Source organism: Nocardia sp. NPDC052566 (genome assembly GCF_044547285.1).
In the GTDB taxonomy this organism is placed as follows: Bacteria; Actinomycetota; Actinomycetes; order Mycobacteriales; family Mycobacteriaceae; genus Nocardia.
In genome coordinates, this window is the sequence record NZ_JBIUAF010000001.1 from 783,898 (window position 1) to 804,644 (window position 20,747).

General features: G+C 68.0%; 21 protein-coding genes. 9 read left to right on the forward strand and 12 right to left on the reverse strand.

Annotation, left to right across the window (positions count from 1 at the left end; translation table 11 throughout):
* Positions 1-20 precede the first annotated feature (20 nt).
* Genes ACIG5A_RS03305 through ACIG5A_RS03315 form a run of 3 tightly spaced genes read right to left on the reverse strand, consistent with a single transcriptional unit; the run spans position 21 to position 2,266 of the window.
* On the reverse strand, positions 21-620 hold the full coding sequence (locus ACIG5A_RS03305; RefSeq protein ID WP_397237179.1) for an HD domain-containing protein: 600 nt from the start codon (positions 618-620) through the stop codon (positions 21-23).
* A 14-nt stretch (positions 621-634) separates the two neighbouring features.
* On the reverse strand, positions 635-1,837 hold the full coding sequence (locus ACIG5A_RS03310) for a hypothetical protein (RefSeq protein ID WP_397237181.1): 1,203 nt from the start codon (positions 1,835-1,837) through the stop codon (positions 635-637).
* A gap of 30 nt (positions 1,838-1,867) precedes the next feature.
* A complete protein-coding gene (locus ACIG5A_RS03315; RefSeq protein WP_397237183.1) occupies positions 1,868-2,266 on the reverse strand; it encodes a MerR family transcriptional regulator in 399 nt (132 codons plus the stop codon).
* Between ACIG5A_RS03315 and ACIG5A_RS03320 the strand changes: the two genes are divergently transcribed.
* Positions 2,265-2,951: a methyltransferase domain-containing protein gene (locus ACIG5A_RS03320; RefSeq protein WP_397237185.1), complete on the forward strand. Its 687-nt coding sequence runs from the start codon at positions 2,265-2,267 to the stop codon at positions 2,949-2,951. The two genes, ACIG5A_RS03315 and ACIG5A_RS03320, sit on opposite strands and share 2 nt — an antisense overlap.
* Positions 2,952-3,972: 1,021 nt before the next feature.
* Here the strand turns inward: ACIG5A_RS03320 and ACIG5A_RS03325 are convergent.
* From ACIG5A_RS03325 to ACIG5A_RS03355, 7 genes are all read right to left on the reverse strand, one after another.
* Positions 3,973-4,902, reverse strand: coding sequence for an NADP-dependent oxidoreductase (locus ACIG5A_RS03325; RefSeq protein WP_397237187.1), 930 nt, complete (start codon positions 4,900-4,902; stop codon positions 3,973-3,975).
* 105 nt (positions 4,903-5,007) lie between these two features.
* The gene (locus ACIG5A_RS03330; RefSeq protein ID WP_397237189.1) at positions 5,008-5,406 is read right to left on the reverse strand and encodes a hypothetical protein; all 399 of its coding nucleotides are present in this window, start codon (positions 5,404-5,406) and stop codon (positions 5,008-5,010) included.
* Entirely contained in the window at positions 5,403-6,305 is a 903-nt protein-coding gene (locus ACIG5A_RS03335; RefSeq protein ID WP_397238791.1) for a metallophosphoesterase family protein, read from the reverse strand. Before ACIG5A_RS03335 ends, ACIG5A_RS03330 begins: the two co-directional genes overlap by 4 nt.
* 44 nt (positions 6,306-6,349) lie before the next feature.
* On the reverse strand, positions 6,350-6,832 hold the full coding sequence (locus ACIG5A_RS03340) for a cupredoxin family copper-binding protein (protein WP_397237191.1): 483 nt from the start codon (positions 6,830-6,832) through the stop codon (positions 6,350-6,352).
* Positions 6,833-6,901: 69 nt separating this feature from the next.
* Entirely contained in the window at positions 6,902-7,582 is a 681-nt protein-coding gene (locus ACIG5A_RS03345) for a ubiquinol-cytochrome c reductase iron-sulfur subunit (RefSeq protein ID WP_397237193.1), read from the reverse strand.
* Positions 7,582-8,127 (reverse strand): RNA polymerase sigma factor, encoded by a 546-nt coding sequence (locus ACIG5A_RS03350; RefSeq protein WP_397237195.1) that lies wholly within the window; start codon positions 8,125-8,127, stop codon positions 7,582-7,584. Before ACIG5A_RS03350 ends, ACIG5A_RS03345 begins: the two co-directional genes overlap by 1 nt.
* 114 nt (positions 8,128-8,241) lie before the next feature.
* Positions 8,242-9,471 (reverse strand): ROK family protein, encoded by a 1,230-nt coding sequence (locus ACIG5A_RS03355; protein ID WP_397237197.1) that lies wholly within the window; start codon positions 9,469-9,471, stop codon positions 8,242-8,244.
* A 142-nt stretch (positions 9,472-9,613) separates the two neighbouring features.
* On the opposite strand from ACIG5A_RS03355, the gene ACIG5A_RS03360 reads away from it, so the two are divergent.
* The 8 genes from ACIG5A_RS03360 to dgoD all read left to right on the forward strand — a co-directional run bounded on the left by ACIG5A_RS03360 (position 9,614) and on the right by dgoD (position 18,096).
* A complete protein-coding gene (locus tag ACIG5A_RS03360) occupies positions 9,614-10,663 on the forward strand; it encodes a substrate-binding domain-containing protein (protein ID WP_397237199.1) in 1,050 nt (349 codons plus the stop codon).
* A complete protein-coding gene (locus tag ACIG5A_RS03365) occupies positions 10,654-12,177 on the forward strand; it encodes a sugar ABC transporter ATP-binding protein (RefSeq protein ID WP_397237201.1) in 1,524 nt (507 codons plus the stop codon). Before ACIG5A_RS03360 ends, ACIG5A_RS03365 begins: the two co-directional genes overlap by 10 nt.
* A complete protein-coding gene (locus tag ACIG5A_RS03370) occupies positions 12,174-13,226 on the forward strand; it encodes an ABC transporter permease (RefSeq protein ID WP_397237203.1) in 1,053 nt (350 codons plus the stop codon). Before ACIG5A_RS03365 ends, ACIG5A_RS03370 begins: the two co-directional genes overlap by 4 nt.
* Positions 13,227-13,284: 58 nt before the next feature.
* A complete protein-coding gene (locus ACIG5A_RS03375) occupies positions 13,285-14,163 on the forward strand; it encodes an SMP-30/gluconolactonase/LRE family protein (protein WP_397237205.1) in 879 nt (292 codons plus the stop codon).
* A gap of 119 nt (positions 14,164-14,282) precedes the next feature.
* Positions 14,283-14,894 (forward strand): bifunctional 4-hydroxy-2-oxoglutarate aldolase/2-dehydro-3-deoxy-phosphogluconate aldolase, encoded by a 612-nt coding sequence (locus ACIG5A_RS03380; RefSeq protein ID WP_397237207.1) that lies wholly within the window; start codon positions 14,283-14,285, stop codon positions 14,892-14,894.
* Between the two features lie 163 nt (positions 14,895-15,057).
* Positions 15,058-16,002 carry a sugar kinase gene (locus ACIG5A_RS03385; RefSeq protein ID WP_397237209.1) on the forward strand — a complete coding sequence of 315 codons (945 nt, stop codon included), beginning with the start codon at positions 15,058-15,060 and terminating at the stop codon, positions 16,000-16,002.
* Between the two features lie 196 nt (positions 16,003-16,198).
* Positions 16,199-16,954: an SDR family NAD(P)-dependent oxidoreductase gene (locus tag ACIG5A_RS03390; RefSeq protein ID WP_397237211.1), complete on the forward strand. Its 756-nt coding sequence runs from the start codon at positions 16,199-16,201 to the stop codon at positions 16,952-16,954.
* A complete protein-coding gene (gene dgoD / locus ACIG5A_RS03395; RefSeq protein WP_397237213.1) occupies positions 16,951-18,096 on the forward strand; it encodes a galactonate dehydratase in 1,146 nt (381 codons plus the stop codon). Before ACIG5A_RS03390 ends, dgoD begins: the two co-directional genes overlap by 4 nt.
* 80 nt (positions 18,097-18,176) lie before the next feature.
* Here the strand turns inward: dgoD and ACIG5A_RS03400 are convergent, their stop codons facing one another.
* On the reverse strand, positions 18,177-19,922 hold the full coding sequence (locus ACIG5A_RS03400; protein WP_397237215.1) for a GAF domain-containing protein: 1,746 nt from the start codon (positions 19,920-19,922) through the stop codon (positions 18,177-18,179).
* Between the two features lie 64 nt (positions 19,923-19,986).
* Positions 19,987-20,655 carry a response regulator gene (locus ACIG5A_RS03405; RefSeq protein ID WP_397237217.1) on the reverse strand — a complete coding sequence of 223 codons (669 nt, stop codon included), beginning with the start codon at positions 20,653-20,655 and terminating at the stop codon, positions 19,987-19,989.
* Positions 20,656-20,747: the final 92 nt, after the last annotated feature.

The window sequence follows — 20,747 nt, forward strand, 5'->3', positions numbered from 1 at the left end:
TGAGCGGCCGGAACTCGGTATTACGGGCGGTCGAGCGGGTTCGCGCCGATGCGGTCGGCTATTCCGCTGCGCAGTGCCGCGGCGGGGGAGCTGTCCGGCTTCCGCTCGGCCTGGGCCTGGAAGCAGCCGAGGAACTCGGTGGGCAGGCCCGCGCGGGGATGGCGTTCGAGGACGCCGCGGCGGAATTCGTCGGGGAGCGTGTCACAGCCCCGGCCCGAGATGTCCACCGATGTCCCGTATTCCAGCAGATGACCCTCGGGGTCGGCGGTCACGTCGACCGCGTCGGCCATGTGGCGGACGATCACCTCGGAGACCCGCACCCGCCGCTCGACGCGCCACCCGGCGGCCGCGCCGAAGACCCAGGCCAGGTGGCCGCCCGCGACTTCGAAGGACAAGCCGGTGTTGTCGAACTCTTCGACCAAGCCGAGATCGTGCAGCAGCGCGGCCACATACAGCAACTCGGCGTCGAACTCGATGCCGCTGAGCTCCGCATGTCCGGCCGCCCACAGATACGACCGGATCGAATGGTTCAGCAGGGCGGGCGTGCAGTAGGCCGTCGCCACCTCGGTGGCGGCGCGGCATGCGGCGCTGTCGGGAATCACGAGATCGTGGAGCTTCACCACGACATTGTCCATCACCACCAGTGCGATACGTCGATGCCCCAGGCGTCGAACTCGTCGCCGACCATGGTGCGGTCCAGGTGAATGCCCGTGGCCTGGAACCACAGCGACGTCGTGCCGTCACCCCAGGTCGCGAAGACGAAGACGTGACCGCGCCGCAGTCCCGAATTGGATATCGCCCGGCCGATCACGCCGAGCGCGGGGCCGAAGGCGGTGCGCGCTTCGGCGGGGAACACACCGACGCTGGAGAATCCCGCATCCGTATGCCCCAGCGCCGTATCACCGGCCGCCACACCGGAATACGCGGCTTTGCAGCACTGCCTGACTGCCGTGAGGTCGGTGTATCTGCCGTCTTGCGCGTTGAGCGCGACTGTCGCGATGGCCATCGCGTTCGACGATTCCGGATCGTCCGGTGCGCGCAGGCTGACCGGCACGGCCACGGCCAGTGGATCGGCGGCCGCGATCTCGCCGCGGGCGCGCCGGGCCACGTTGGCCAGGATGGCGAGCGTCAATCCCGTTGCCGTGCCCGCGTTTTCGGTTGCGATCCGTTCGATCGTCGCGGTATCGACCTGTACGGCGACCGTGGAGCGCCACTGATCCGGCGCGCGGCGTGTGCGCGTCGACCGCACTGTGTTGCGAACGATCGCCACCGGACTGCGCGTCGTTCCGCCCGCCGTGGCGCGCAAGACCGCCAACCGCGTGTGCTCCCGAATCCCGCCGCGCAGTGCGTCATTCGCGTCGGCGATGAGCGAGGGACGATCCGCCGCGGCTGGTTCCGCCCGGTGCTCGTCACGTGCGGCGAGGGTCAGGATCGCCAGCAGTCCCTGGCCGTCGGTGAGGGCATGCGAGCAGACCAGCGACACGATCGAGGTGCCGTCGTCGACCGCCGTGGCGGTCAGTTCCCAGCCGAGGCCGCGCGCGACATCGAGATCGGCGGCGGCCGCCGCATCCGCCCAATCCAGCACCTCGGCCGCCCGCACGGTGTGCCCGGAGATCCGGACCGGATTCGCCTCGGCGGACGGCGACCAGACCGGTCTGGCGAACGGAACCCTGGCGAACCGCACCCGCCGATTGAGCGGTCCCGCAAGGAGATTGCGATGCATCGTGGCAAGCGCCTCGTGGTCGACGGGTCCGTCCAGGCGCCACAGCACCTGCATGGGCATCCGCAGGCCGAGCCGCACCACCCGAAGGGCGAGCCCGCTGAGCCGAGTGCTCATACCGAGCCTCCCCAATTGATCTGGGGCACATCATAACCGGTCGGCCAGCAGCCCTTGGAAGTGCGGACAGGTCGTGATGTCGTCGTGTGTGCAATCGCCGGCGAGCAGGTCGAGCGCGGCCTGCGCCTTGGCGATCCGCACCCGCAGTTTCTCGCGGTGGCGGGCCACCACCTCGTTGCGGGCCGGTGCGGTGCGGGCGGCCAGCATGGTCCTGATGTCCGCGAGTCCGAAGCCCGCCTCCTTGGAGAGGAGGATCAGCGCCACCCGATGCAGGTCCTCGTCGGAATAGCGGCGGCGGTCGCCCACGCGGGCCGGTGTCAGCAGGCCCTCCGACTCCCAATGCCGGAGCACGTGTGTCGGCAATCCGAAGCGAGCCGCCACCTCGCCGATTGACTTCATGTCGACATTAAGTCGCACACTGGCGGACATGTCTACTCTGCTCAGTCTCCTCGACACCTTCGACGATCTCCCTCAGGCCAAGTACGTGCGGGAACGCACCTACGAAGGGCTCGGCGACACCGTGGCCGACATCGGCTGCGGTAGTGGGCGCGCCGTCGGTGAGCTCGCGGCCCGGGGGGTGCGCGCGATCGGCTTCGATCTGGACGCCGAGATGATCGCGGTCGCCGCCGAACGCTGGTCCGCGGGCGAATTCCACATCGCCGACGCCACCGCGCTGCCGCTCGGCGACGGCTCGGTGACCGGCTATCGCGCCGACAAGATCCTGCACTCCCTCCCCGAGCCCGAGCTCGCCGTCGCCGAGGCCCGCCGTGTGCTGGCCGCGAAGGGCCGCGCGGTGCTCACCGGTCAGGACTGGGACGCCTTCCTTGTCGATTCCGACGATCCCGAACTGGTTCGCTCGCTCGTCCACGCTCGGGCGGACCGTGTGCCGAGCCCGCGGGTCGCCCGCCGGTACCGGAATCTATTGCTGGACAACGGATTCACCGACGTCACCGTCGAGATCCACACGATCGTCCGAACCGACGCCTCGGTACTTCCCTTGCTCGCCACCCTCAGCGACGGGCCCTGGCTCGAAGAGCAAACCGCCAGAGCCGAGGCCGACCGCCTCTTCACCGCCATCCCGATCTTCGTCGTCGGAGGCACACGAGCCGATTAGCCGAAGTCGACCACTATCAGAAATGCGGGCGAATGCGATTGCTGATCGCGTATCCATGTAATGGGTTGTGGTTCTAGGGTATTCAGTGGTTCTGGTCGGTCAAGTTCGCTGCGGTAAGCGTGCGGGGCTTACCCGTCTCGCGGCTGGGTGTTTTGGTGATGCACTGCGGCTGACGGGTTTACCCGAGGCAATGCGGGGCGCGTCGTCTGCCGTTCCCGGCTTGGAAGTCGAGTTCGGGTGCATGTTCTGGGCTTCCAGCCGGGTCGTCTGGCTGTGGTGCCGTTCTCGAGATTCAAAGATCAAAAGAGAAAAGGCAGCGGGGCCGGTGTCGAAAAGCGTTGCGAAACCTCGGAGCTGACTCGCATACGACAACGGGGTGCCCGGGTTCGTCGAGCGCAGTCGAATGGCCGGGCGACACGCCGTAACCGGGGGCCATTCGACAGCGCTCGAACTCCGAAACCCGCCGAGCGTAGTCACATGGTGGTGCGATACACCGCAAGGGCCACCATCTGACTACGCTCGATATCGAACCGGGGCCGAGCGTATCCGGATGATGGTGCGACACGCCGGAGTACGGCCGTACGGCGCGGGGAGTTGGTCGAGCGCAGTCGAATGGCCCCACGACACGCCGTAACCAGGGGCCATGTGACTGCGCTCGATCTCCGAAGCTCGCCGAGCGTAGTCACATGGTGGTGCGATACACCGGCAAGGGCCACCATCTGACTACGCTCGATACCGAACCGGGCCCGAGTGCACTCAGATGTGGTTGCGGCGCGCGCCAGGAATGGCCGCAACTGACGCGCGCACCTGCCCCGTCGGGACCCACCGGTGCAGCAAATACCTTCCGGCCCTGGACATCACCCCAGGTGAAGGAGATACCAGGAGAGGGTAAGTGGGCTGGGAGGCGAGATGATGCACCTGACAGCGGGAGGCAAAGCAACCCCGTCCAGGACGCAACACGATAATTAGGTTTTTCAACCCCGTCCAGAACTGCGCCTCGAGTGCTCGCCCCCAAACCCACCTAGACGGTGAGGACGAGTTTGCCTGTAGTCCGGCGGGTTTCGCTGTGGCGGTGGGCGTCGGCGGCCTGCTCGAGTGGCAGGGTGGCGGCGACCTCGACGTGCAGGAGGCCCGCGTCGACGAGGGCGGCGATGGCGGTCATGCCCGCGTGATCGGCTTCGACGGTTTGGTATTCCAGGCGGACACCGTGCTCCTCGGCCGCGGCCGTTGTCTGTTCCCTGTTCGAGAAGACGATGGCGACGAGGATGCCGCCGGGGCGCAGGGTGCGCAGCGAGCGTTGGGCGTAGTCGCCGCCGACGGCATCGAGGACGACGTCGATGTCGTGCACTGCATCGGCGAAATCGGTGCGGGCATAGTCGATTACCTCGTCGGCGCCGAGGCCGCGGACGAAATCGTGTTTCGGCGCGCTCGCGGTGCCGATCACGTAGGCGCCGCGTGCCTTGGCGATCTGCACGGCGACATGGCCGACGCCGCCGGCCGCGGCGTGGATGAGCACCCGCTGGCCGGGACGCACATCGGCGGTGTCGACCAGGGCCTGCCAGGCGGTGAGAGCGACCACCGGCAGTGCCGCCGCCTGTGCGTGGTCGATGTTCGCGGGTTTGCGGACGAAGTTCCGGGACGGGGCGGCCACGTACTCGGCGTAGGCGCCGGTGCCGCGCGGGTAGTCCAGCATGCCGAAGACCTCGTCGCCCGGCTTGTGCAGTGTCACACCGACCCCGACGGCCTCCACCACACCGGATACGTCCCAGCCGAGAACGAATGGCGGCGCACCCAGATACAGCCCCGACGTGCGATGCAGCCAGTCGGTCGGGTTGACGCCCGCCGCATGGACCCGAACCAGGATGTCGGTGGGTCCGAGCGCGGGCCGGTCCAGCTCGACCACGGTGAGAACTTCCGGACCGCCCAGCACCTCTTGGCTGATCGCGCGCATCGACAACTCCCTTCCCCACAGGTACGCGTCACGCGTACGTCTGCGACCAGCCTGCTGGCGCCGACACCCAGAGAAAAGTGGCCTGATGGTCATTAAGCGCAAGGTTCAGGCCATCTTCTCGGTGCGCCACGGACGGTGTCTCATCGACAGGGCGCACAGCACGACGGTGAGGGATTCGGCGAGCACGGTGATCGCTGCCTGTGGCGCTGGGGTCCAGCCGATTTCGGTGAAGCCGAACAGGCCGGTGGTGCGGGAGAGGGCGAAGGCGGCCAGTGAGCCGAGGGCGAGGGCGGCCGCGGCCAGGCGCAGGGGCCATGGGGCGGCAAGGACGACGATAGCCAGTGCGAACGACGCGGCGGCCTGGATCAGGAACGACGGGCCGATGAAGGGGATCGAGCGGTAGCCACGGCAGTAGAGCTCGGCGTGCATGTAGCCGCCGACCACCAGGCTGACGCCGAGTGCGGTGCGCAGCAGCAGGCCGGAAGTTGTCGGTCGCGCGATCATTCGAGTGGCCGATCCTTGATCGCGAGGAGCTGGGTGCCTTTTCGGTAGGTGACCTCGCGGATACCGAGTGCGTCGTGCAGCTTGCCCGCGGGGAGGGTGACCGGTTTGGGCGCCGGGCCGTCGCCGGGGTGGGGGAGCGGGTAGGCGGTGGTGGTTCCGCTGTAGAAGGTGATGTTGCCTTCGGTTTTCGTGAACAGTTGGTGCACATGGCCGTTGAGGCAGGTGACCGAGGAGAAGCGGCGCAGGTAGCTCAGCGCCTGCGCGGCATCGTCTGTGCCCCAACCCCATTGGGGGTACATGGCGAACAAAGGGATATGGCTGAACACGATGATCGGAGTGTCGTCGGACAAGCCGGCGACGTCCTTGCGGACGAAGTCGAGCTGATCGGGACCGAGGTGTCCGAGGTTTTGCAGGTTGAGGGTGTTCACCAGCCCGATGACGTGCACACCGGCGATGTCGAAGCCGTACCAGCCGTCGCCGCGGGTGCCGTTGCCGAACACCGACCGGTAGCGCTGCCCGGCGTCGTCGGTCGAATCGTGTTCGCCCGGCACGGTGAAGACGTGCGGCGTGGACAGCCCGGTCATCATCTGCCGGACCTGGTCGAACTGCTCCGGGGTGGCGAGGTGGGTGAGGTCGCCGGTGTGGATGACGAAGTCCGGGGTGTAGCCGAGGCGGTTCACCTGCCCGATCGCCTCGGTGAAGGTGTCGGCCACATTCGTATTGGCGGTGCCCTGGAACCCGATGTGACTGTCGCTGAGTTGGGCGAATCGCAGCGTCGGACGCTCGGGCGCGGTATCGGCGGTGCCGGCGACGTGGGATATCACTTCGCCGCCGACCACGGCCAAGCCGACCGCCGCGCCGAACCAGGCGCCGTGCCGCAGCAATTGCCGACGGGACATGGCGTGCGGGTCGCGTGGGTCGGTGTGCTCGGGATGCTGCTCGGTCACGGGGTCACCACCACGGTGGCGTGCATGAACGGGTGGATCGCGCAGATATATTCGTAGCTACCGGCTTTGGTGAAGGTGAAGGTGAACGTCGCGCCGCTGCCCATGGTCGGGGAACGGAAGCCGCCGTCCTTCGCGACGACATTGTGCGGCTCCTCGTCGCGGTTGGTCCAGGTGACGGTCGCTCCGGCCCGCACCGTCAAAGCCGGTGGCGCGAAAGCGAAGTTGTCGATGCTCACCGCGTTCGGTCCCGCCGGTGCCGGCTGCCCCGCCGAGGACGACATGCCGGGCATCGGCGGCATGCCCGGCATCGGTGACATGGCGCCTGGTGTCATGCCGGGGGCGCCCGATGCGAAAGTCGGTGCGGGCGCCGCCGTGTCCGTGGTGGTGGGGCTACTGCCACCACACCCGGTCAGGCTCACCGCCGTCAAAGCTGCTGCCGCGGTGGCGATCGCGGTTCGGTGCAGGCGAAGTCGTGTCATGGTCCGGTCTCCGTTCGGGGCCCGCGAATGCGGGCACTCACCAACAGATAGGCACCGGGGTTACAGCGCTCAGGCGGGTTCGGTGGGTGCGAAAACCTCTATGACACCGTTGATCTCGCGGATCCGCAGCCGCGGCAGCGGCGCAGGGGCGATCGGCAGCTGATGGGTGACGACCTGGCCGTCGGTGGTGAACGACGTGGTGTGGCAGGGGCAGCGCAGCTCGGCGGCCGGCGCGTCCAGCCAGAGTTTGCAGCCCTGATGGGTGCAGACACCGGACACCGCGCTCGGGATGCCGTCACGGCGCCGCACGAATCCGCGCACGGCACCGACGTCGAACGCGAGGGTGGCGCCTTCGGGCAGATCGGCGCTGGCCGCGACCGGATGCCAGGCGCCGTTGTTGGGCGTCAACGCCTGCTGTGCGGCCGATGCGCCGCCATCGAGGCCCGCGACGACCACGTGGTCGATCACGCCGCCCGCCGCGGCGGCCGCGGCGACCGAGGTGCCGATCAACACTGTGCGCCGGGTGGTGCGCGAGCCGGGAGGCGCTGGCGCGGAGTCGATCTCGTCGGCGAGCCGCCGCTGTAGACCGGTCAGGAATTCCTCGCTCGGCGCATCGCTGCCGAGCCGGGCGGCGCGCAACTCGATGGCCGCACGGATCTCGCCGGCCTCCGCGTCATCGGGCCGGAACGCGTGCGGCCGCCGACCGGCGAGCAGATCCTCGACGTACCGGTCGACCTCCCGTTCGCTCATCACGCACCTCCCTCGCTCAGCCGCGCCGCCGCCTGTAATGCCCGGTGCTGCAACACCTTCGCATTCGCCACCGTGATGTGCAGTGCGTTCGCCGCGTCACGCACCGATAATCCTTGCAGAAAACGCAGTTCCAAGATCCGGCGATAGCGATCCGGCAACTGGCTCAAAACGGCCTGCGCTCGGTCCACCGCGGTCGAATTGTCCTGCTGCTCCGGCGGATTGTCGGGCACGTCATCGATGACGGTGATCTCTCTGCCCAGCCGGGAGCGCCAATATCCGGCGAGTACCGTCCGTGCGGTGCCGCGCAGATAAGCGCGGATCTCCGGCACCGTCGCGGAGATCCGCAGCGGCTTCAGCGCCGCCACGAACACCTCGGCGGTGAGATCCTCGGCGTCGGAACGGTTCCCGACCTTCGCGAACATCAGCCCGTAGACCCAGCCGACGTTGTCCCGATACACCTGCTCCCAGCTCGCATACCCCTGGCCGGACACCAGCCGCAGCGCGGCGGCCGAGGACCGCGGCTCGGATCTCGACCTCGCCACCATTGCCGACCACCTTCCGGGCGCGGGAACCGGCCACCGCGTTCACTGGTAGATAGGTGGCCGGGTTACACCGCACCGCTGTGTGATCCACGGTGCCGCAGCGTCAGCGGTTCACGGTCAGGTGGTGGTGCGGGTGGCGCGCCACGCGGCGATGGAGCCGAAAGTTTCCCGGTCGGTGAGGAATCCGTCGAGGGCGAAGGTGGCGGCGCCGAGGCTGGCCGGATTGTGCGGGAGGGTGCAGAGTTGAAGGGTCACCGCGTGGAAGGTGTCGGACATGGCGTGGTCGGCGGCTACCCGTCGGGTGATCTCGAGCAGTGGGGCGCCGAGGAGGTTGGCCACCACATCGCCGAAGACCATGGTGCGCGGGTTGAACAAGTTGACCAGGTTGGCCACGGCGACGCCGAGGTAGCGGCCGGTGCGTTCGACCACCTCGAGTGCGGTGGCATCGCCTCGCTCGGCGGCGGTGGCGACGGCGGCGAGTACATGGGCGTCGTCGCCGTCGAGCAGCGGACTGTCCGGCGCCACCTCGCGCAGGGTCGCGGCGATGCCGCGCGTGCTGACGTAGGCCTCGACGCAGCCGCGCCGCCCGCATCGGCATGCGCGCCCGTCGAGTACGAGGTTCGTATGTCCCCATTCGCCCGCGCTGTTGGTGACGCCGCGATACAGCGCGCCATCGATGACGATGCCGATGCCGACACCGGCGCGCAGGGTCACCACGATCAGGTCGTCGACATCGCGGCCCGCGCCGAACCACAGCTGTGCCGCGGTGCTCGCCTTGAGCGGGTTGTCCAGGTAGAGCGGGTGCGGAACCCGTTGCTCCAGTAGGGCTTTGAGCGGCACGTTGTGCCAGTGCCAGTACGGCGAGAACACCGAGACGCCGCCCTCCGGCTCGACGAGCCCCGGCACGCTCAGCCCGACACCGAGTACGCGATCGGCGTCGACGGGAGTCAGCTCGGCGATACCGCGGGCGATGAGGTCGGCGACCGCGTCCGGTTCGGTGGCGGCCGGGTCGATCGCGGTCTCGACCGACCTCAGCACCGTCATGGCCAGATCGAACAGATCGAAATGTATTGCGGTTTCGGCGATGTCGACGCCGATGAGCACGCCGCGCGCCGGGTTGATCGCCAGCCGCGCCCGCGGCCTGCCCACACCCGCCGCGTCGCGGCCCTGCTCGGCGAGTACACCGACATCGAGCAGTTCGGCGATCATATTGCCGACCGTGGCGAACGACAGCCCGGTGGCCTGGGTGATCTCCTGCCTGCTCGTCGGCCCGCCGGCCGCGTAGACCGCCTGCAGCACGGCGAACCGGTTGCGACGCCTGATATCCCGCGCGGTCAGCTGATACACCCCACTCCTTCCGTCCGACGGTGAAAACGCTACCGAAACAGTTCCGCGAAGACTATTTACAACAGTTAGCCGAAGTCATACTGTTACCTGAGTCACAAGCAGTACCGCCGCGCATCGGCGGATCTTGATGAGGGAGTACGTCATGTCCTTGACGCATCGACGCCGATGGACCACCGCCGCCATCGCGGGACTTTCGCTGGCGCTGGCCGCGTCCGCCTGTTCGTCCGGGAAGGACAGCGGCGGCGAACAGCACGGACCGCAGCACACCAGCGGAAAGATCAGCCTGGTCTATGCCCAGAAGCAGGGCGATCAGGAGTACTTCATCGGCGAGGCCGAAGGCGCGAAGGCCAAGGCCGCCGAACTCGGCGTCGATCTGAAGGTGGTGAACCTCGGCAACGACGCGAACAAGGCGGTCACCGAGGTGCAGAACGCGGTGAACCAGAAGGCCAACGGCGTGATCATCGTCGTGCCCGATCCGTCGGTCGGCCCGCAGGTGGTGCAGCTGGCCAAGTCCGGCAGCGTCGCGCTGCTCACCTCCGACGATCAGGTGTGTACCAACGGACCGGATCCCGCGTCGTGCGCGAAGGATCAGCTGATCCCGCGCGTCGGCTTCAGCGGCACGCAGATGGGCACCGAGGTCGGCACCCGCGCGGGCCAGGACTTCAAGAAGCTCGGCTGGAAGCCGGAGGAGACGGCCATCGTCGACGCCTGGAAGCAGGACGTCACGGTATGCACCGACCGAGTCAAGGCCAACCAGAAGGCATTTCGGGAAGCGTCCGGCACCGACGTGCGGGTGATCGAGGTCGGCACCGACAACACGCCGTCGGATGCGCAGAACAAGATCTCGGCCACCGTCGCGGGCAATCGGTCGGTGAAGAACTGGATCGTCATGGGCTGCAACGACGAGAACGTCAGCGGCGGCGTCGCGGCCATTCAGAACTCCGGCTACGCCGCGGACAATGTGCTCGGCGTCGGCCTCGGCGCCTACCTCGCGTGCAAGGAATGGCGCGGCGGCAAGCCGACCGGATTCAAGGCGGCGTTGTTCATCAACGGTAAAGACGTCGGTTCGCTTGCCGTGCAGACCATTTACGACTTCCTGAAGAACGGCAAGCAGATGCCGACCGAGGCGTTCGCGCCGACCAAGATGGTCGATTCGAGCAACTGGCAGCAGGCGGGCGTCGCATGCAGCTGACCGGGCTGCGGGTCACCGGTGTGGCCAAGAGTTTCGCCGGTGTGCCCGCCCTGCGCGAGGTGAGCATCGACTTCCCGGCCGGCGCCGTGACCGCCCTGATGGGGGAGAACGGGGCCGGGAAGTCCACGCTCATCAGGATTCTCGGCGGCGATCACCGTCCGGACAGCGGCGTGCTCGAGCTCGACGGTGTCCGGCTCGAGCTGGCCACCCCGGCCGCGGCGCGTGCGGCGGGCATCAGGGTGATCGCGCAGGAGCCGGAGATCGTGCCGCACGTCTCGGTCGCCGAGAACGTCTACCTCGGTGCGCTGCCACGGCGCGCGGGACGGCTGCTCGATCGGGCCGCGCTGCGCGAGCGGATGCGCGCCGATCTGGCGCGGCTCGGCTTCGGCCGTGATCTGGACCCGGACACGCTCGGGTCGAAACTCACCGCGGCGCAACGGCAACTGGTCGAGATCATGCGGGCGCTCACTACCGACGCGAAGGTGATCGCCTTCGACGAGCCGACCTCGTCGCTGTCGGATCACGAGACCGAGCTGCTGTTCGCGCTGATCGACCGGTTGCGCGAACGCGGGCTCGCGGTGATCTATGTGTCGCACCGGATTCGGGAGATCTTCCGGCTGGCCGACCGGGTCGCGGTGCTGCGTGACGGCGCGCTGGCCGGGGTGCGGGCGATCGCCGAGACGAGTGATCGGGAGATCGTCCGGATGATGGTCGGGCGGGATCTGTCCACGATGTTCGCCCGCAAGCAGAGCACGCCGGGACGCGTGGTGCTGGAGGTGGACGCGGTCACCACCGACGACGTGCGCGAGGTGACGGTGGCGGTACGGGCCGGGGAGGTGGTCGCGCTCGCCGGGCTGGTGGGTGCGGGCCGATCCGAGCTGGCCGGTGCGCTCGCGGGTGATCTGCCGATCCGGTCCGGTGAGGTACGGGTGGACGGCAAACGCCTGCGGCTGCGGCAACCGCGCGACGCGGTGCGGGCCGGCATCGGCTATGCGCCGGAGGAGCGAAAAGCGCAGGCGCTGCTGATGTTTCGCGGTGTGCGCGACAACATCTCGCTCGCGGTGCTCTCGCGGCTGCGTGTGCTGCGGTTCGTGCGGCGCGGCGCCGAGCGCGCACTCGCCGAGGAGTATGTGCGCACGCTGCGCATCCGTACGCCCTCCGTCGAACAGGAAGTGCGCAAGCTCTCCGGCGGCAATCAGCAGAAGGTGGTGCTCGCCCGCTGGCTGGCCCGCAAACCCAAGGTGCTGATCCTGGACGAGCCGACCCGCGGCGTCGATATCGGCGCGAAGATCGAGATCTACCACGTCATCGAGGAATTGGCCGAGGCCGGGATGGCCGTGCTCGTCATCTCCTCGGAACTGCCGGAGGTGCTCGGGCTGGCCGACCGGATCGTGGTCATGCAGGACGGCCACGTCACCGGCGAGCTCGACCGCGCGCAGGCCAGTGAGGAAGCGATACTCGCGCTGGCCATGGCGGGGGACCTGACGGCGCATTCATCCGGAGGAAATCTATGACAGAGCAACAACTTTCGCTGTCCACCGAATCGGCCGCACCCGAAAAACCCGCGCCCGCCCGCCCGACGGTGTCGCTCGGCGCGCGCCTGGTGCATGCCGTCGGCACCGGGAACCTGAGCCTGATCGGGGCGCTCGCGGTGATCGTGGCGATCTTCGGATGGCTCAATCCCGGGTATCTCGACCCGAAGAACCTCGCCGGTATCGGGGAGGCGGTCACCGTGTTCGGATTGCTCGCCGTGGTGCAGACGGTGGTGATCATCTGCGGGGCGCTGGACATTTCGGTGGGCTCACAGGCCGGGGTCGCCTCGGTGGTGAGCGCCATGGCGTTCACCTCGGCCTCGGGCAACGCCTTCGTCGGTATCCTCGCGGCCGTCGGCGTCGGGCTGGTGCTCGGCCTGGTGAACGGGGTGATCATCGTCTACGGGCGGGTCAACCCGGTGATCGCGACGCTGGCCACGCTGGCCGCGTACAAGGGTGTGGCGCAGCTGATCTCGGGCGGCAAAGCACAGGGATTCGTGCTCGACAACGACGTGTTCATCTTCCTGGCCCGCGGCAAGATCGCCGGGTTGCCGGTGCCGGTGCTGATATTGGCGCTGGTCGCGCTCGCGGTGCACTGCCTGCTGAAATACACCGACATCGGCCGCAATATCTATGCCATCGGCGGTAACGACACCGCGGCACGGCTCTCCGGCATCAACATCAACAAGTATCTGATCGCGGTCTATGTGCTCGCCGGCGCGGTGGCGGCGATCGCGGGCATCATCCTGACCGCGCGCACCGGATCCGGCCAACCCGTGTCCGGCAGTGAGGGTTTGGAGCTCAAGGCGATCACTGCGGCCGCTCTCGGCGGCTGTGCGCTGAAGGGCGGCAAGGGCACGGTGGGCGGCACGCTGCTCGCGGTGGTGCTGCTCGGCGCGCTGGACAACGGGTTGAACGTGGTCGGGGTGAACACCTTCTGGCAGAACGTCGCCCAGGGTTCCCTGCTGGTGGCCGCGGTGGTGATCCAGCAGCGGCGCAGCGGTGAGCGCGCGGTCGGGCTGCCGACCTGAGTCCGGCACGGCATTCGAGGAGGTTGTTCTGAATACGATACGCGCACAACGCTGTTCGGTGCCGCCCGGACGACTCTGCGAGGGGCCGGTCTGGGATCCGGACACGGAGATGCTGCTGTGGGTCGACATCCGGTCTGGTGATATCCACAGTGCGACACTGGCATCCTTCGACGGCACGCTCGACCTCGTCGACCAGTCGACGATGCGCCTCGACGGGCCGGTGAGTGCGGTGCTGCCCTGCACATCCGGCGCCTTGCTGGCCACCGTCGGCGACCGCATCGTTCGGATCGCCGGGCGAACGGCCACGCCGGTCGCGACGTTGCCCATGCCCGACGACGGCGTCCGCCGCCGCACCAACGACGCGAAGGTCGACCCCGCCGGACGACTGCTCGCGGGCACCATGTCCGAGGACGGCGTCAAAGGCAGCGCTGCCCTGTACCGGCTCGACCCCGACGGATCGCTGACCACCCTCCGCCACGGCGTCACCATCTCCAACGGGCTGGGCTGGAGCCCCGACGGCGCCACCCTCTACTACGCCGACAGCCCGACCCGTCGCGTCGACGCCTTCGAGTACGACACCGCGACAGGCACTTTCGGCCCCGGCCGCCCATTCGCCGCCTTCTTCGACGGCGAACCCGACGGTCTGACCGTCGATGCCAACGGGTGGGTCTGGGTCGCGGTCTGGGGCGCGGGAGAGGTTCGCGCCTTCGATCCGTCCGGTCACCCGCGCGCGGTTGTCGAGGTAGGCCCCTCCCAGGTCTCCAGCTGCACCTTCGCCGGACCCCGCCTGGACGTCCTGGTGATCACCACCGCCGCCGAGGACGAGGCGGCCACCGAACCCGACGCGGGCCGCCTGTTCACCTGCAAACCCGGCACCGTCGGCCTGCCCGTAACCCCTTACGCCGATACGAGATTGGTGCACGCCGATGGCAGTTGACCGGGTACGCCCGACCGATCAGGCGGTCACGATCGCGTCAGGTTGTGCGTTCAGCCTGACGCTCGGCGGCCCCGGCCTGCCGATGACCCCCGACCCCGACGCGAGATAGGTGGGCACCGATGACGTTCGACCTGATGTGGCTCGACATCCCGGTGATCGCGATACTCCGCGCACCGAGCGCGAAGCGATTTCCCGAGGTGGCCGCCGTCTTGCACGAATCCGGCATCACGGCAGTGGAATTCACACTCAACTCACCGGGTGCGCTCGACGCGCTACGGGACTGCGCAGGGCTCGCGCATCCGGTGGGGGCGGGAACGGTGCTCACCGCGGAAGCCGCCGCGCAGGCCGTCGACGCCGGTGCCGCCTACCTGATCACTCCCGCGGTCATCGACGAGGTGATCGCCGAAGGCCGCAGACTCGGCGTCCCGGTGATCTCCGGCGCGTTGACGCCCACCGAGATCCACCGCGCTTGGACCCTCGGCAGCACCATGGTGAAGGTCTTCCCGGCCGCGACAGGCGGCCCCGACTATCTCCACGCGGTCAGTGGCCCACTCACCGGCATCCCACTGGTCCCGACCGGCGGCATCGGAATCGCCGACGCGAGAGCCTATCTCGACACCGGAGCCACCGCCGTGGGCATGGGCTCGCCCCTCATCGGCGACGCATGCACCGACGGCAGCCTCGACGCCCTCAACGACCGAACCTCCCTCCTACGAGAGCTGTTGCTATGAAAGGGCTTCAGCGACAGCGCCGGGCCGACAATCACCGTGACGCGCGAACCACCGTAGGTCTGGCAGCGGCGGTAGCCGTGGCCGTTGGGCGCAGTGCACCCGAGCACTCGGCGGCCCGGAACGAGTGCCGATCGTGGGATTCATCGCGACGGGAGCGGCTGTCATGAGTGGTGGTCTCATCACGTTCGGCGAGGCGCTCGGGGTAGTCGCGGCGGTGGAGCCGGGGCCGCTGGCGTCCGGTGCGGCGATGCGGATGGATTTCGCGGGGGCCGAGGCGACCGTGGCGATCGGCGTGCGCAGGCTCGGGCATTCGGCGGCTTGGACGGGGTGTGTCGGGGCGGATGCGATCGGGGTGATGGTGCTGGATCGGCTGCGGGCGGAGCGGATCGATGTGAGCGGGTGCCGGATCGATACGGAGGTGCCGAGCGGGTTGATGGTGCGGGAGCGGCGTACGGCCGACCGGATTCGCGCTACCTACTATCGGCGCGGGCTGGCCGGGTCGCGGTTGTCCGCGGCCGATGTCGACGCGCGGCGGATCGCGAAGTGCCGAGTGCTGCATCTGACCGGTATCACTCCGGCGTTGAGCGATTCGGCGCGCGAAGCGGTGCGCGCGGCGCTTGATGCCGCTGTCGATGCGGGGGTCACCGTGTCGTTCGACATCAACTACCGTCGTGCGCTGTGGTCGCCCGACGCGGCGGCCGCCGCGTTGGTGGATCTGATTGCCCGCGCGGATATCGTCTTCGCCGGAGTCGACGAGGCGGCATTGCTCGTCCCGCCTGGTGATCCGGCGGCGATGACGAAAGCGCTTGCGGCACTGGGCCCGTCGGAGGTGGTGCTGAAGCTCGGCGCGGACGGCGCGCTCGGCTGGCGCGACGGTGAGCTGTTCGCCCAACCCGCTTTGACGGTGACCAGCGTCGATCCGGTCGGCGCCGGAGACGCCTTCGTCGCCGGATACCTCGCGGCGGCATTGGACGGGGCAGCCGTCCCGGATCGCCTGCTACTGGGCGCTACCTGCGGCGCGTTCGCCGTCTCCGCCCAGGGCGACTGGGCCGGTCTGCCATACCGGCACGAGCTCGGTCTGCTCGCCGCGCCCGATATCAATCGTTGAGCACGGAGGAAATGCATGAGGCAGTGGATCGGCAACTCGTCGCCTGCTGGCAGGCGCCGACGCATGGGCGAGGGTGCGCAGGCCACGACTGTGGCGGGGCACGGCGGAACCGAGCGCGGGGAAGGGGCTGAATATGAGCGAGCGGATCAGTGGCGTCTTCGCTGATGCCGGAGTCGGCCGTCAGCGAGGAATGGGCATGAATCGTCTTGCGGACAAGGTCGCCGTGGTTACCGGGGCCGCTTCGGGGATCGGGGCGGCGACCGCGCAGCGGTTGGCGGCCGAGGGGGCGGCGGTGGTGATCGCCGACATCGCCGAGACGGCGGGGCGTGATGTGGCGGCGAAGATTCGGGCGGCGGGGCATCGCGCGGAATTCGTTCGGTGTGATGTGGCCGAGGAGGAGTCGTGGGTTGCGTTGCGGGAGCGGGTCGGTGCGCTGTTCGGGCGGTTGGACTTGTTGTGCAGCAATGCGTCTCGGCAGGCGGTGATACCCGCGCACGAGTTGTCGGTCGGTCAGTGGGACGAGGGGCTCGCGGTGAATCTGCGGCCGCTGTTTCTCGGGGTGCGCACGTTCATCGATGATCTGCGGGCCAATCAGGGGAATGTGGTGGCGGTATCGAGCGTGCATGCCAACTTCGGTCTGCCCGGGTTCCCGGTGTATGCCGCCGCCAAGGGCGGATTGACGGCGCTGGTCCGCCAGCTCGCGGTGGAGTACGGGACGGCCAGGGTTCGGGTGAATGCCGTTCTGCCCGGGCCGATTCTGACCCCCGTCTGGGATGACGTCGATGCCGACGGCAGGCGGATGTCGGCACGAGCCACCGCATTGGATCGGATGGGTCAGCCCGATGAGGTGGCCGCCGCGGTCGCGTTCCTCGCCTCCGACGACGCCTCGTTCATCACCGGCGCGAATCTCGTCGTCGACGGTGGCTGGAGTGTACGAAAGGAATCTCGGTGAAAATCACTGCGCTCACTACCTATTCGGTCGCGCCGCGCTGGTGCTTCTTGCGGGTCGACACCGACGAGGGCATCACCGGGTGGGGTGAGCCGGTGATCGAGGGCCGCGCGCACACCGTGGCCGCCGCGGTGGACGAACTGTCCGACTACCTCATCGGCAAGGATCCGATGAGTATCGAGGCGCACTGGCAGGTGCTCACCAAGGGCGGCTTCTATCGCGGTGGTCCGATCCTGTCGAGTGCGGTCGCCGGAATCGACCAGGCGCTCTGGGATATCACCGGCAAGGCGCTCGGAGTTCCGGTGTGGCAGTTGCTCGGTGGCGCGGTTCGTGACCGCGTCCGCGTGTACAGCTGGATCGGCGGTGACCGTCCCGACGAGGTCGCCGAGGCGGCGCTGGAGCGGCAGGCGGCTGGGTTCACCGCGATCAAGATGAACGCCTCCGCCGAACTCGAGCCGATCGACACACCGCGCGCCACCCGCGAGATCGTCGACCGGGTGGCCGCCGTCCGTGCCGCCACCGGCGACGAATTCGATATCGCGATCGACTTCCACGGCCGCCTGTCCGCGCCGATGGCCAAGCGGGTGCTGCCGCTGCTCGAGCCGTATCTCCCCTTCTTCGTCGAGGAGCCGGTGGTGCCGGAGCTGAGCGATCGGATCGGCGAAATCGTCGGCGCGACAAGCATTCCCATCGCCACCGGCGAACGGCTGTACTCCCGCTGGGACTTTCACTCCGTGCTCGAGCAGGGCGTTGCCGTCGTCCAGCCGGATCTGTCGCACGCGGGCGGCATCTCGGAGGTGCGCCGCATCGCCGCGGCCGCCGAATCCCGCGGCATCGCGCTGGCCCCGCACTGCCCACTCGGCCCGATCGCACTGGCCGCCAGCCTGCAGGTCGGCTTCAACGCCCCCAACCTGCTGATCCAGGAACAAAGCCTCGGCATCCACTACAACACCGGCTCCGACCTGCTCGACTATCTCGTCGACCCAACGGTTTTCGCCTACCGCGACGGCTACGTCGACCTACTCCGCGCGCCGGGCCTCGGCATCGAGGTCGACGAGAAAGCGGTGCTCCGTGCCGCCGAACACGGCCACCGCTGGCGCAACCCGATCTGGTCGCACCGCGACGGCTCCTTCGCCGAATGGTGAAGCGTCGGTGAGCTGATGCGCGCGTACTCAGCCTGATGTGCTCAGGGCGGGCAGGAGTGTTGCGGCGAGCGAATCCGTCGTCAGGGCAGCGGAGCGGTCCAGAACAGCACGGTGCCGCCCGCGGGGCGGCGGGCGATCGAGAAGGTTCCGCCTGCCCGCTCCGCGCGCACGGCCAGGTTGGCCAGTCCGCTTCTGCGGGTGGCATCGGCCGGGAGCCCGATGCCGTCGTCGGATACCTCGACGGTGATGTCGTCGCGCATCACGATATTCACCGACACCGTTGCCGCGTTGGCGTGCCGCACCACATTGCTGATCCCTTCACGCAGCACCGCTTCGATATCGTCGGACAGCGGCGGCGCGAGCACCGAGACCGGACCGGCCAACCGGACGGTGGTGCGCAGCCCGGTGTCGGCGGTCATCTCGGCGATGATGGCGTGCAGGCGTTGACGCAATCTGGGGGAGTCGGCCGTGGTGCCGCTGTGCAGATCGAAGATCGAGTGCCGGATGTCCTGCACGATCGCCTGGATGTCTTGAATGGTGTCGATGAGCCGGCTCTTGACCTCGGGCACGCGGGCCCGTTGCGCGGTGCCCTGCAGCGAGAGCCCGACGGCGAACAGCCGCTGGATGACATGGTCGTGCAGGTCGCGGGCGATGCGGTCGCGTTCGGAGAGCACGTCGAGTTCGCGATTGCGGCGCTGGCTGTCGGCGAGTTGCAGCGCAAGGGCGGCCTGAGTGGCGAAGGCGACCATCATGCTCCGGCCCGCGGCGTCCAGCGGCGTGGCGCCGACGGGTAGCAGGATGGTCAGCACGCCGATCACGGACTGTTCGGCGCGCAGTGGCAGCACCAGCGCCGGGCCGACCTCGACCGGATGCTCGAATCGCGGCCTGAAGCCGAGCCGGTCGACAGCCAGTGCCCTGTTCTCCCGGAACGCGATGCCCGCATGCGACTCGCTCACTGGAATGTGTTGCCCGGTCACTATTCTCACGTCGGTGCCCGCGCTGGCAACGACCACCAGTTCGGTCACGTCGTCATGTGGAATCTCCGGATCTTCGGGTAGCGCGAGGAAAGTGCACGCCGACTGGGTCAGCCGCAGTGCCCGATCGGCGACCATCCCGAGTACCTCGTTCGGTTCGCGGCCGGCGAGTAGTTCGGTGGTGACGTCCTGCGTCGCTTCCAGCCAGAGCTGGCGGATGCGGGATTGTTCATAGAGGCGGGCGTTGGCGATGGCGATACCCGCGGCCGCGGCGAGCGCTTGGACGATCACCTCGTCGTCCTCGGTGAATCGCTGGCCACCCGCTTTCTCGGTGAGATAGAGATTGCCGAATATCTCGTCGCGTACCTTCACGGGAACGCCGAGGAAGGTGTGCATCGGCGGGTGGTGCTCCGGGAAGCCGACCGATGCGGGATGTGCCGAAAGGTCGGTCAGCCTGATGGGTTTGGGATCCTCGAAGAGCGCGCCGAGTACGCCGTGGCCGCGGGGCAGGTCGCCGATCATGAGCCGGGTGCGGTCGTCGATGCCCTCGTAGATGAATTCGGCCAGTTGATGACTGGTGATATCGATGTCACGAACGCCGAGCGCGCCATATCGGGAATCGACCAACTCGATCGCGCTGTGCACGATCGCGCGCAGTGTGTCGTCGAGATCGAGTCCGGCGGTGATCACCAGCATCGCTTCGATCAACCGATCCATCTGATCACGCACGCCGACGATCTGCACGATCCGGTCCTGAACTTCGTTCAGCAGCTCCCGCAGTCGCAGTTGGGACAGTGCCTCGGTCATGGCAGTTCGGCCGACCGCCGCCGCTTCGGACGACTCGCCTTCCATACACCGCATTTTCGCACGGGCCCGGTTCCGGGGACCGCGATCCGATCAGCGGCCGGGCACCGACTCATTCCGGCTTCGGCGGATTGAGCTTGGTGGCGAGTAAGGCGGCCTGAGTGCGCCGCTCCACCCCGAGTTTGATCAGCAAACGGGAAACATAGTTCTTGACGGTTTTCTCCGCCAGGAACATTCGGCTCGCGATCTGCCGGTTGGTCAGCCCCTGGCCGAGCAGGTCGAGCAGCGTTCGCTCCTGCTCGGTCAGGCCGGCCAGTGGCCCGGTTCTGGCTTCGGCGTCTTCGCGCAGCTTGGCCATGAGCGCGGCGGCCGCGCGGTTGTCCAGCAGCGAATTGCCCGCTCCGACCGCGCGGATGGCATCGACCAGCTCGAGTGTGTCGATATCCTTGACCACATAGCCGCTGGCCCCGGCCAGGATTGCGTCGAGCATGGCCTGCTCGTCGGTGTACGAGGTGAGGATCAGGCAGCGTAGGCGCGGGTGGTGATTCAGCAGTTCCCGGCACAGCTCGATACCGTTGCCGTCGGGCAGTCGTATGTCGAGGACGACCACGTCGGGACACAGGGCGGGGATGCGTGCCATGGCCTGGGATACGGTGCCCGCGTCGCCGATCACCTCGAGATCGGGCTCGGTATCGATCAGGTCGGCGACCCCGCGCCGCACGATGTGGTGATCATCCACCAGGAACACCTTGATCGTGGGGGGCTGATCTCCCTCGGTCATAGGTTCTAGCGTACGAAAAACGACGGCATCACAGGCTGGAGTCGGTCCTCGAATCGGTGACCGAAGTCCCTTGACCTCTTCGGGTTTGGTGC